Below are 10,571 nucleotides of genomic sequence, written 5' to 3' on the forward strand. Positions count from 1 at the left end.
GTTCCGCCCGCCCCGCCGTCCCCCGTCACCTTGGGCGTTCCGGACACCGGCTCACGCTGACGAGCCTGCGGCCCAGCGACCCTCCGCGGCCATCGGGACCATGATCGCGCCCTGGTGGCCGTCACTCACCCTCGGCGGGCCAACTGCAGGAGGTTAAGCACGCCCGAGGCGTCGAAAACCGTCGACAACCTCCAGCACTTCCTCAACCCGCCCCACTTCGCTGTCCAGTACCACCTCCGGCGTCTCCGTCCGCAGCACCTCCCCATCCGTTCCCGTGCTACAAGCGACGATGTGGATACGCTGCGTGCACGCCCTCAGGTGTGGACGTCGGGGGCCGCTGGGTGGCGGCGTGTCACGGATCGGCGGGGCACCCCGTCTGCCTCCGCAGGGCGGTCATCCGGCCCGCCCTGGTACGAAGGGGAGAGATCCACAGTGCAGATCGTCGTCATCGGCGGGACCGGGCTCATCGGCGCGAAGCTCGTGCGCCGGCTGGCCGGGCACGGGCACACCGCGATCGCCGCCTCGCCGAGCTCCGGCGTCGACACCCTGACCGGTGACGGGCTGGCCCAGGCGCTCACCGGCGCCGAGGTCGTCGTCGACGTGTCCAACGCGCCGTCGTTCGCCGACCGGGCCGTGCTGGAGTTCTTCCGGACGTCGACGGCGAACATCCTCGCCGCGGCCGCCGCCGCCGGCGTCGGGCACCTGGTCGCGCTGTCGGTGGTGGGCACCGAGCGGCTGGCCGCCAGCGGCTACTTCCGAGCCAAGATTGCCCAGGAGGAGCTGATCCGGCAGGGGGGCCTGCCGTACTCGATCGTCCAGGCGACGCAGTTCTTCGAGTTCGTCGCCAGCATCGCCGACGCCGCTACCATGGCCGGCGCGGTCCGCCTGGCGCCGGCGCCCGTCCAGCCGATCGCCGCCGACGACGTCGCCGCCGCCGTCGGCGTCACCGCGGTCGCCGCACCGGTGGCGGGCATCGTCGAGGTGGCCGGCCCGGAGCAGTTCCGCCTCGACGAGCTCGTCCGCCGCCACCTCGCCCGCCGCGGCGACCCCCGCCCCGTGGTGGTCGACCCGCAGGCCCGCTACTTCGGCGCCCGGCTCGATGAACGCACCCTGCTCCCCGGCCCGGGCGCCCTGCTCGCCCGGACCCGGTTCGAGGACTGGCAGGCCCTCACCGCCGCCGCCGGCCGTTAGACGGGTAAGTCCCATCTACCTGGGGTCGTAGACGACCAGTGGTGAGCGACGGTTGTGTCGTCGCACCTACCCCGCTCTCGGACCTCGAACCTCGAACCTCGAACCTCGGACCTCGAACGATTCACCGGTTACGACCGGTTGCGGTGCGCGGGAAGGACTGCGGTGCGCGGGAAGGGCTGCCAGGCCCGGGTGGGTCGAGGACGAAGTCGGTCGGCCCGCAGAGTGATTGCCTGCGCCCCGCCTTTCCGGCCTGCCAGCCCAGGGGACGATGCCCGCGGGCCCGCCGCGGGCCGACCTCGACGCCGGCTGGTAACAGATCCGGCTGTTCCCCTGCCGTTCCTGCCGCTCCCGGGGTTACGGTCGATGCGGTAAGGAGCCGGTTGCGGACGGAGGGCAACCTTATGGTGTGGAACAAGCGGGGGAACACCGACGGCGGGGCGTCGTCGGGCAGGGGCGGCACGAAGCGCGGCGGCAAGCCGCCCGTGGTCCGCGACGACAGCGACCCGGACAGGCGGAAGGCCGGGGGCAACACCGGGGACAAACCGGTCGAGTTCGGCACGTGTTCCGCCTGCGACGGCAAGGGCGAGGTGGAGACGGGGCGGCAGGAGTTCGACGAGGGCGGCCGGTTCGCTGGGAACGCTGTCACGAAGTGCACGGCGTGTGGTGGCAGTGGGCGGGTGAAGAAGTGAGCGAGGACGTCGGCGCGGAGAAGATCGTACCGATGATCTCTGTTACTGCCTGTCGGCAGTGCCGCCGGGCCCGCGGCGCGGCGCTCGCCGGCGTCCGGGGTGTCCGGGCGTCGTCCAAGGACGGTTCCGGCCGCTGCCCGCACGGCCTGGTGGACCGGACGGTCTGGGCTCCAGGCGAAGGGCCCGGTGCCGAGCCACCGGAGGATCCCACGACGCCAGAAGAACGCCGCCGCGGGGCGGTCTGAGCCCTGACCCTCTCTGGAGAGACGCGGTCCTAACGCTGGTCGCGGCGCAGCGGATGCTCGGGCGGGATCTCGACGACCACGATGGGGATCGCGTCCGGGTCCTCGATCCACATTTCGTCGAGCCCCCACGGTTCCCGTTGGGGCGCACGGACGATCGGCACCCCCGCGGCGGCGAGCCGGCGATGCTCGGCGGCAAGGTCGCGCACCTGCAACCACAGGCGCACCTGCGCCCCGCCCCCACCCGCCGCCGGCTCACCCGTGCCCCGGGCTGCGGCCGCGCCGCCGGGGGTCGCCGTGCGCGTCGGGCGCTCCGCGCGCCCGGAGACCTCCAGCAGGCTCTGCCCCAGGAAGAACACCAGGCCGGGATCGTCCGGCGGCCCGAACTCGCGGTAGATCGCAAGCCCCAGGATGTCCCGGTAGAAACGGCGGCTACGCCCCGGATCGGTCGGCCTGATCAGGATGCGACTGCTGAGAATCTCCATCCGGCCAGTCTGCCCCGGGCGCGCGGGCGGCGATCGCCTGGAGTTCGATGAGCACGACGGGGAGCGCGAAACCGGTCACCAGTGTGGTCCGTGCGGGCGGGTGCGCCGGCCAGGCCGCGGTGAAGGCGCTGTCCCACAGCGGGAAGTCCGCCGGGCGGGCCAGGTACGCCTCCACCCGCAATGCGTACTCCAGGTCACTGCCCGCCTCCCGCAGGACGCCGCGCAACGCCTGCAGGGCGCCGTCAACCTGGCGCCGGATGTCCGGCGCGGTGGCGGGCGTCAGGCCGGGGAGCAGCAGATCCGGGCAGATCACGCCGGAGGTGACGACGAGGTCGCCGTGGCAGGCGGCACCCGAGATCGACGGTAGTTGACCGGGCACCCTCGTGATCACAGCTGGCTCCGCATCACGGCCGGCTCCGCTGGAGGGCCTCGGGAGTCAGCTCGGTCACCGAGCCGTGCCCGAGCAGGGTCAGCACGGTGATCATCTCCTCGCGCAGCAGGGTGAGGACGCGGGCGACCCCGGCCTCGCCGCCCGCGGCCAGACCGGCGGCGGCCAGCCGGCCGATGACCACGGCACGCGCGCCGAGGGCCAGGGCCTTCACGACATCCGTGCCGCAGCGCACCCCGCTGTCGAGCAGGACCTCGATGCGGCCGTCGGCGGCGGCGACGACCTCGGGGAGCTGGTCGAGCGCGGCGGGCGTGCCGTCGAGCTGACGCCCGCCGTGGTTCGACACGATGACGGCGCCGGCGCCGGCGTCGATGGCGAGGCGGGTGTCCTGCGCGGTGAGGATGCCCTTCGCGATCCACGGCAGGTCGGTGTGGCGCATCAGCCCGGCCAGCCGCTCCCAGGTCCAGACGGGTTCGTCGCGGGCGAAGAGCTGGCCGAACACGTCCTGGGCCGCGACGTCGCCGCCCGGCGGATAGTTACCGGTGATCATCCGCAGGTCGACGGTGAAGCGGTTGCGCAGGTTGCGCTCACGCCAGCCGGCGGTCGGGCAGTCGACGGTGACGCACACGGCCGCGTAGCCGGCGCGTTCGATGCGCTCCAGCATGCGCGCGAAGTTGCGTTCGGTGCCCATGGGGTGCACCTGCGCCACGCGCGCCGCGGCGGGCGCGGCGTGGGCGACGCTCTCGATCGAGTGGGTGCCCGCCTCGGGAACGATGCTCAGTGTCCCGCAGCGGGCGTTCGCGCGGGCCACGGCGAGGTGGCCGTCGGTGTCGAAGAACCCGTCGGTGCCGAACGGCGCGGTCAGGACCGGCAGGCGCATCGGCAGGCCGAGCACGGTGGTGGCGGTGGAGGGCACCGGATGGCCGCTCATGACCCTGGGGCGGAACTGCCAGCCCGCGAACGCGTCGCGGTTGGCCCGCAGCGTCGTCTCCTGCCCGGCGCCGCCGGCGAGGAAGTCCCACACGTCGCGGGGCAGCACGGCCTGCGCCGCCGCGCGGATCTCCGTCAGGGTCGGGAACCGCCCGGCGATCGGATCGACCGCCTCGGCCTCCACCGGCCCGACGCCGTCCGGCCGGGCTCCCGTCTGGCCGGCTCCCTGGCCGGCTCCCGTCTGGCCGACTCCCGCCACGGTTGTCACGAGGTCACCTTCTCGACCAGCGCGCTGCGGTCGCTCACCGCGTCGCCGGCGCCGGTGATCCTGTCGATCAGCCCGCCTACCGTCATCTCGGACTTCTCCGTCCCGTCGTAGTCCGCGATCACCCGGCCCCGGCTCATCACCAGCAGCCGGTCGCCCAGGGCGAGCGCGTGATCCATGTTGTGGGTGACCATGACCGTCGTGGCGCCCAGCTCGCGCACCAGCTCGGTGGTCAGCGCGAGCACCGTCGCCGTCGTCCCGGGGTCCAGCGCCGCCAGGTGCTCGTCGAGGAGCAGCACCGACGGTGCGCTCAGGGCGGCCATCACCATCGTCAGACTCTGGCGCTGGCCCGCCGAGAGCAGCCCGACGCGGTCGGCGAGCCGGTTCTCCAGCCCGAGACCCAGGCCGGCGACGTGCTCGCGCATGACGGCACGGCGCCGGGTGGTCACGGCGAACCGCAGGCCGCGTGCCCGCCCGCGGGCCATCGCCAGCGCCAGGTTGTCCTCGATGGACAGCTCCGGCGCGGTGCCCGCCCGGGGGTCGTCGAAGACCCGTGCGATCCAGCCGGCGCGGCGATGGTCGGGCAGCCTGGTGACGTCGCGGCCGTCGAGGTGGATCCGGCCGCGGGTCGGCCGGGCCGCACCCGAGATCGTCTGGATCAGGCTCGACTTGCCGGCGCCGTTCGTGCCGACGACGGTCACGAACTGCCCGCGCTCGAAGGTGACGCTGAGGTTGCGCAGGGCCACCACCTCGTCGACCCGGCCAGGGTTGTAGATCAGGTCGATGTCGTCCAGCCGTAGCATCAGGCGGCCTCCTGCCGGGCCGGTGCGGTTGCCGAACGGGCGTTGCGGGTGAGCGTGCGGGCGAGGCCGCCGAGAGCGCCGAGGTAGCGTTCGGCCGCGATCGCCACGAGCAGGGTCAGCGCCGTGACTCCCCGCAGGTCGCCCGCGGGCAGCCCCACCCGCAGCGCCCCCACGAGGACCAGCCGGTAGGCCAGCGTGCCGACCAGCACGCAGCCGACGATGCGCAGCAGCTTCGACCCCGACGGCCGGACGAACAGCTCACCGAGCAGGACCGCGCCGACCCCGGCGACGAAGGTGCCCGCGCCCATGTTGACGTCGGCGTACCCCTGGTACTGGACGGTGAGGCTCGCCCCGAGCCCGGCCAGGCCGTTGGCGAGGACGAGCGCCAGCACGGTGAGCCGGCGGTCGTTGACGCCCTGGCTGCGGGCCATCCGGGCGTTGACGCCGGTGGCCCGCAGCGCCAGTCCCAGCTCGGTGCGCAGGAACAGGCCGAACGCGGCGAGCACCACGGCGACGACGCCGGCCATCACCCCGGAGGTGGCGAGGTCGGCCTGGCGGCCGGACAGGGAGCCGAAGCCGCTGAACATCGTGCCCACCGTGCCGAGGCTCACCGTGGGGGTGTCGAGCACATGCAGGTTCACACTGAACAGGCCGATGCTCATCACCAGGCCGGCGAGCAGCACCGGCACCCGCAGCAGCAGGTGGATCAGTGCCGTGACGGCTCCGGCGGCGGCCGCGCCTCCCGTTCCCGCGAGCAGGGCGAGCCAGCTCGGCCAGCCGTGCACCAGCGCGAGCGCGCACACCGCGCCGCCGCTGACGAAACTACCCTCCACGGTGAGGTCGAAGTCCGCGCGCAGCCGGAAGACGGTGTAGATGCCGAGGAACACCGGGACCAATGGCAGGCCGGTCACCAGCATGTCCAGCAGGACCTGGGTCATCACTGGACCGTCGCCGAGGTCAGCAGGTCCGGCGCCAGCGTGATCCCGAGTCTGGTCATGGTCGCCTTCTGGACGCTGAACTCGACCCCCGAGGGCTGCCCGAAGGCCACCTCGGCGGCGGGCGTGCCCGTCAGCACCTTGGCGGCGGCGTCGGCGGCGAGGCGGCCGAGGGTGGGATAGTCCGGGCCGATGCTGGCCAGGATGCCCGCGACGGTCGCGTCGCCGCCGCAGACGTAGACCGGCAGCCGGGCGCCGGCCGCGGCCGAGCCGACGACGGGCAGCGCGGACAGCACGGTGGCGTCGGGGCCGATGAGCTCGGCGTCGACCCGGCCGGTGAGGCTGCGGGCGGCGCTCGGCACATCCTGGGCGCCGGAGATCGTCGACTCCACCACGCTCACCCCGGGGTACTTCGCCACCGCGGCGCGCAACGCCCTGATCCAGACCTGCATGTTCTGGTTGGACGGGTCGTAGATCGTCCCGATGCGCTTCGGCGCCGGACTGATCTTCATGATCGACCGCAGCAGGACGGCCGGGTCGACGTAGTCGACGCTGCCGGTGACGTTCTTCCCAGGCCGCTCGAGGCTCTGCGCGACCTTCGCGCCGACCGGATCGCCCATCGCCAGGGCGAAGACGGGCTTGTCCCGGGTCTGCTGCGCCAGGGCGACGACCGCGGGGGTGCCGATGACGGCGACGCCGTCGGAATCGGACTGCGCGAAACTCCGGGCAATGCTGGTGATGAGGCTCTGGTCGCCCTGGGCGTTCTTCACGTCGAAACTGATCGGTCGCGGTGCGAGCTTTGTTTTCAGTTCCTGCTCGAATGCGGCCACGGTCTGGTCGATGACGGTCGCGCTGGCGAGTTGGAGCACGCCCACGTGCACCGTTTTCGAGGTGGCGGCGGAGGAGGCGCCGCTGCCGGCGGAGGCGCCGTCGTCGGCGGATGATCCGCAGGCGGCCAGGGAGATCGCCGCTGCCAGGCAGGAGGCGACGGCCGGCACGATGACGCGTCCGCCGCGCCGGCCGTGGGCGCGGGGCCCGGGTGTCAATGCGGTAACGGTCATGTGACCATCACTTTCGGGGAGCGGTTAAAAGAGGTCGGATCGGCGATCTTCTCGCAGACATGGGAAGATCTTCGCGTGTTGCTAAAGTCTTGGGGTGAGTCCGGATTGCTGTCAAGATGCGAAACATGAGATTAACTTCCCAGGTTGTGGGTTAACATTGATAGCGGGCGCATCGACGGCGGCGGGGGAGAGCGGATGACGGGTCCGAGACCGGGACTGCGGCGGGACACCCAGGAGACCCGCGACAGGTTGCTGGGCGCAGTCGGCGAACTGCTCGCCGAGTCGGGCCCCACCTTCGGCCTGTCCGAACTCGCCCGCCGCGGCGGCGTGGCCACCGCCACCGCCTACCGGCACTTCGAGACGATCCACGACGCGCACCGCGAGTTCCTCCTGCAGCTCACCGGCCGGCTCACCGACCGGCTTCAGTCGGTGCCACCGACCTGGACCCCGCGGCGGCGCTTCGAGGCCGCCTGCGAACGGTGGGCCGAGCAGGCCGCGGACTGGGGCCCGGCCGCCGTGCACATCCGCAGCTGGCGGGGCTTCCTCGAACGCGTCCACCTGGGCGACGAGCCCACCGGCGCGCTCTACGCCGCGCTCGAGCCGATCGTGCGCGACCTCATCGAGCAGGGGGAGCTTCCCGACCAGGACGTCGAGTACGCCGTGCTCGTCTGGATCACGATGTTCGACGAGCGGGTGATCGTCGACCTGCGGGAGTCGAAGGGCTGGCCGGTCCAACGCCTGGCGCGCGTCCTCGGGCGCAGCGTCCTGTCCGCCCTCGGCGGCACCGGCACCTGACCTGACCATCGCCGAGCAGCCGGGTGTGGCGCACCCGGGTGAGCCGGGGGCGCGTGCCGGCCGGGGGTACGGGGGAGGATGCTCGCCATGCCCCCCTCGGCTGGAAGGTGTAGTCCTTCGTGACCCCGACGACCGAAGCCGGACCGGCGCGGCGCCCGGTCGGCCCGCGGCGCCTGCGGGCGTGGCTGCTGGCCGGCACCGAGCAGGCCCAGCAGCACTCCGGCCCGCACGCCCAGCCCGCCGAGGAGCACCGCCTGCACCCGTGGTGGCGGGTGATGTGCCTGACCGGTGTCGACTACTTCTCCACCCTCGGCTACCAGCCGGGTATCGCCGCGCTCGCGGCCGGCGCGGTCAGCCCGATCGCGACGGCGGTGCTGGTGCTGGTGACCCTCGTCGGCGCGCTGCCCGTCTACCGGCAGGTCGCCCGCGACAGCCCGCACGGCGAGGGCTCCATCGCCATGCTGGAGAAGGAGCTGTCCTGGTGGAAGGGCAAGGTCCTCGTCCTGGTGCTGCTCGGGTTCGCCTGTACCGACTTCCTCATCACGATCACCCTGTCCGGCGCCGACGCCACCGCCCACATTCTGGAGAACCCCTACGCGCCGCACCTGCTGGAAGGCCACCAGGTCGCGGTCACCCTCGTGCTGCTCGCCCTGCTGGGCGGGGTGTTCCTGCGCGGCTTCACCGAGGCCGTCGGCATCGCCGTCGTGCTGGTGGCGATCTACCTGACCCTCAACGCGGTCGTCATCGCCGACGCACTGATCAAGATCGTGACCCATCCGCACCTGTTCAGCGACTGGCACGCGCTGCTCGTCAACGAACATCCCGACCCCCTCGCCCTGGTCGGCTTCGCGCTGATCGTCTTCCCGAAGCTGGCGCTGGGGCTGTCCGGCTTCGAGACCGGCGTCGCGGTGATGCCGCTGGTCCGCGGCGACCCCGGCGACAGCGAGGCCAACCCGGCCGGCCGCATCCGCGGCACCCGCACGCTGCTGACCACCGCGGCGGCGATCATGGCGGTGTTCCTCATCACCAGCAGCCTGAGCACGACGCTGCTCATCCCGGAGAAGGAGTTCGAACCCGGCGGGCCGGCCAACGGGCGCGCCCTGGCCTACCTGGCCCACGAACAGCTCGGCGCCGCCTTCGGCACCGTCTACGACGTCAGCACGATTGGAATCCTGTGGTTCGCCGGCGCCTCGGCGATGGCCGGCCTGCTCAACCTGGTCCCCCGCTACCTGCCCCGCTACGGCATGGCACCGACCTGGGCGCGCGCCGTGCGACCGCTGGTCATCGTGTTCACCCTCATCGGCTTCGTCGTCACGATCGTGTTCCGGGCGAGCGTCGACAAGCAGGGCGGCGCCTACGCCACCGGCGTACTCGTCCTGATCACCTCGGCGGCGCTCGCGGTGACGCTGTCCACGCTGCGCCGCGGCCGGCGCCGGCTGGCAGTCGCCTTCGGCGCCATCGCGGTCGTGTTCGTCTACACGACCATCGCGAACATCATCGAACGGCCCGACGGGCTCATCATCGGCTCGATCTTCATCATCGCGATCATCGTGGTGTCGTTCTCCTCCCGGGTGGCACGCTCGTTCGAACTGCGCGTGACCGGGGTGCGCCTGGACCCGCTCGCCGAGCGGTGGGTGCGCGAGTCCGCCGAGGCCGGGGCGCTGCACCTGGTCGCCAACGAACTCGACGTCGGCGACGCCGCCGAATACGTCGACAAGGTGCGCAAGGCCCGCCAGGAGCTGTTCGTGCCCGAAGAGGTTCCGCTGCTGTTCCTGGAGGTCAACATCCCCGACTCCTCCGAGTTCGAAGGCGAGCTCGACGTCTGCGGCGAGGACCGTCACGGCTACCGGATCCTGCGCCTGACCAGCACCTCGGTACCCAACGCGATCGCCGCGCTGCTGCTGCACCTGCGCGACACCACGGGCGTGCGACCGAACGTGTACTTCGAATGGAGCGAGGGCAACCCGATCGTGAACTTCCTGCGGTTCCTGTTCTTCGGCGCCGGCGAGGTCGCCACCGTGACCCGCGAGGTGCTACGCGAGGCCGAACCCGACCCGGACCACCGCCCCTTCGTCCACGTCGCCTGAACCCCGGGACACCCGGATGCCGGGCCCGGGCGAACCCACCGGGCTGCGTGCGGGCGAGCCGACCGGGCTGCGTGCGCTCCGCCGGCAGCGCACCCACGACGCGCTGTCCGCCGCGGCGATCACCCTGTTCCTCGAACGCGGCTTCGACGACGTCTCCGTTGCCGAGATCGCCGCGGCGGCCGAGGTGTCCAAGCCGACCCTGTTCGCCTACTTCCCCACCAAGGAAGACCTCGTCCTGCACCGCATCCTCGACCATCGCGGCGAGGCCGCCCGCGTGGTGCGTGCCCGGCCGCCCGGGCAGGCCGCCCTGGCCGCCCTGGCCACCCACCTGCTCGCCGGCCTCGGCCGCCGCGAACCCGTCACCGGCCTCAACGACGACCCCGAGGTGCTCGCCTACCACGCCATGGTGTTTGCCACCCCGAGCCTGCTCGGCCGGCTCGCCCAGCACGCCGCCGGGGACGAGCAGGCCCTCACCGACGCCCTCGCCGAGGCCGCACCGCAGGCCGGTGAGCTCACCGCGCGCCTCGCCGCTGCCCAGATCATCGTCGTGCAGCGCGTCCTGGCCCGGGAGAACTGGGCGCGGCTGCGCGCCGGCGAGGACGCCACCGCGCGCCATCCGGCGGCGATCGCGGCCACCCGGCAGGCCTTCGCCGCCCTGCGCCGCGCCCTGCCCGACTACTCCTGATCGGCGGCCCCCAAC

11 protein-coding genes are annotated in these 10,571 nt (G+C 72.5%); 5 read left to right on the plus strand and 6 right to left on the minus strand.

The genetic code is table 11. The annotated features are described in order from the left end of the window. Positions 1-432: 432 nt before the first annotated feature. Both NBZ85_RS20710 and NBZ85_RS20715 read left to right on the plus strand, forming a co-directional pair. A complete protein-coding gene (locus NBZ85_RS20710; RefSeq protein ID WP_261562434.1) occupies positions 433-1,191 on the plus strand; it encodes an SDR family oxidoreductase in 759 nt (252 codons plus the stop codon). Positions 1,192-1,571: 380 nt separating this feature from the next. Continuing rightward, complete coding sequence (locus tag NBZ85_RS20715) at positions 1,572-1,880, plus strand: hypothetical protein (RefSeq protein ID WP_261562435.1); 309 nt, start codon at positions 1,572-1,574, stop codon at positions 1,878-1,880. Positions 1,881-2,154: 274 nt separating this feature from the next. Here NBZ85_RS20715 and NBZ85_RS20720 read toward each other — a convergent pair whose 3' ends face one another. From NBZ85_RS20720 to NBZ85_RS20745, 6 genes are read right to left on the minus strand one after another with little or no spacing between them, the layout of a single operon-like run. Further along, a complete protein-coding gene (locus NBZ85_RS20720) occupies positions 2,155-2,607 on the minus strand; it encodes a VOC family protein (protein ID WP_261562436.1) in 453 nt (150 codons plus the stop codon). Continuing rightward, a complete protein-coding gene (locus tag NBZ85_RS20725; RefSeq protein ID WP_261559243.1) occupies positions 2,555-2,998 on the minus strand; it encodes a RidA family protein in 444 nt (147 codons plus the stop codon). Before NBZ85_RS20725 ends, NBZ85_RS20720 begins: the two co-directional genes overlap by 53 nt. 13 nt (positions 2,999-3,011) lie before the next feature. Further along, positions 3,012-4,193: an alpha-hydroxy acid oxidase gene (locus NBZ85_RS20730; RefSeq protein WP_261562437.1), complete on the minus strand. Its 1,182-nt coding sequence runs from the start codon at positions 4,191-4,193 to the stop codon at positions 3,012-3,014. Then, positions 4,190-4,993: an ABC transporter ATP-binding protein gene (locus tag NBZ85_RS20735; protein WP_261559245.1), complete on the minus strand. Its 804-nt coding sequence runs from the start codon at positions 4,991-4,993 to the stop codon at positions 4,190-4,192. Before NBZ85_RS20735 ends, NBZ85_RS20730 begins: the two co-directional genes overlap by 4 nt. Then, a complete protein-coding gene (locus NBZ85_RS20740) occupies positions 4,993-5,931 on the minus strand; it encodes an ABC transporter permease (protein WP_261559246.1) in 939 nt (312 codons plus the stop codon). Before NBZ85_RS20740 ends, NBZ85_RS20735 begins: the two co-directional genes overlap by 1 nt. Further along, positions 5,931-6,989: an ABC transporter substrate-binding protein gene (locus NBZ85_RS20745; protein ID WP_261562438.1), complete on the minus strand. Its 1,059-nt coding sequence runs from the start codon at positions 6,987-6,989 to the stop codon at positions 5,931-5,933. Before NBZ85_RS20745 ends, NBZ85_RS20740 begins: the two co-directional genes overlap by 1 nt. A gap of 195 nt (positions 6,990-7,184) precedes the next feature. On the opposite strand from NBZ85_RS20745, the gene NBZ85_RS20750 reads away from it, so the two are divergent. The 3 genes from NBZ85_RS20750 (at position 7,185) to NBZ85_RS20760 (ending at position 10,556) form a co-directional block, all read left to right on the plus strand. Further along, positions 7,185-7,784 carry a TetR/AcrR family transcriptional regulator gene (locus tag NBZ85_RS20750; RefSeq protein WP_261559248.1) on the plus strand — a complete coding sequence of 200 codons (600 nt, stop codon included), beginning with the start codon at positions 7,185-7,187 and terminating at the stop codon, positions 7,782-7,784. A 119-nt stretch (positions 7,785-7,903) separates the two neighbouring features. Next, positions 7,904-9,871 (plus strand): APC family permease, encoded by a 1,968-nt coding sequence (locus tag NBZ85_RS20755; RefSeq protein ID WP_261559249.1) that lies wholly within the window; start codon positions 7,904-7,906, stop codon positions 9,869-9,871. A 16-nt stretch (positions 9,872-9,887) separates the two neighbouring features. Continuing rightward, positions 9,888-10,556: a TetR family transcriptional regulator gene (locus tag NBZ85_RS20760; protein ID WP_261562439.1), complete on the plus strand. Its 669-nt coding sequence runs from the start codon at positions 9,888-9,890 to the stop codon at positions 10,554-10,556. Positions 10,557-10,571 lie beyond the last annotated feature (15 nt).

The sequence above is a fragment of the Frankia tisae genome (assembly GCF_025403405.1).
GTDB lineage: Bacteria > Actinomycetota > Actinomycetes > Frankiales > Frankiaceae > Frankia > Frankia tisai.